The following is a 725-nucleotide window of genomic DNA, read 5'->3' as shown; positions in this document are numbered from 1 at the left end:
GCGGAAGAAATGGCGGAATTGGAAAAGGCGGTAGCAGCTATTCCGGTTGTCGGTAGCCGTTACGATGCTTTGCAGGAATCTAAGATTCAGAAATAAATAGCAGAAGTATGAGAACGTTTATTTTTTATATGGTGGCTATCGCTTTGTTGTCGGGTTGCCATACTTACAATAAGGATGTCATAAGGATAGAGGAACAAGGCAGTTTTGCCGTAGGCGGAACGGTATTGACCGATTCATTGGGGCATAACTATCACGGCGACCATGCCTACGTGTTCTATCAAAAGCCAGTCGATGCACGGAAATATCCGCTTGTCTTTGCACATGGTGTAGGTCAGTTCTCCAAAACGTGGGAAACTACGCCCGACGGACGAGAGGGATTTCAGAACATCTTTCTACGGCGTGGCTTCTCCACTTATCTTGTCGACCAACCTCGGCGTGGCAATGCGGGACGTAGCACGGAAACCGTCACTATATCTCCTGTCTTTGATGAAGAAGAATGGTTTAACCGTTTCCGTGTGGGGATATATCCCGATTATTTCGAGGGCGTGCAATTCAGTCACAACAAAGAGGTTCTTAATCAATACTTTCGCCAAATGACTCCCACCATAGGATCTATCGACCTCAATGTATTCTCTGATGCTTATGCCGCTTTGTTCGATAAAATTGGAACCGCTATCCTTGTAACTCATTCACAGGGTGGTGGCGTTGGCTGGCTGACGCTTCCC

The 725-nt window shown here is 46.9% G+C and carries 1 protein-coding gene; it reads left to right on the top strand.

Annotated features, from left to right (window positions below):
- Nucleotides 1-107: 107 nt before the first annotated feature.
- Nucleotides 108-725, top strand: a 618-nt coding sequence (locus AB5935_RS27035; protein WP_410525557.1) for an alpha/beta hydrolase, incomplete at its 3' end; no start/stop codon positions are given.

The organism is Phocaeicola sp. RTP21198st1_B8_RTP21198_201120 (assembly GCF_040929485.1).
Taxonomy (GTDB): Bacteria; Bacteroidota; Bacteroidia; order Bacteroidales; family Bacteroidaceae; genus Phocaeicola; species Phocaeicola dorei.
This window is presented reverse-complemented; position numbering and strand designations above follow the sequence as displayed.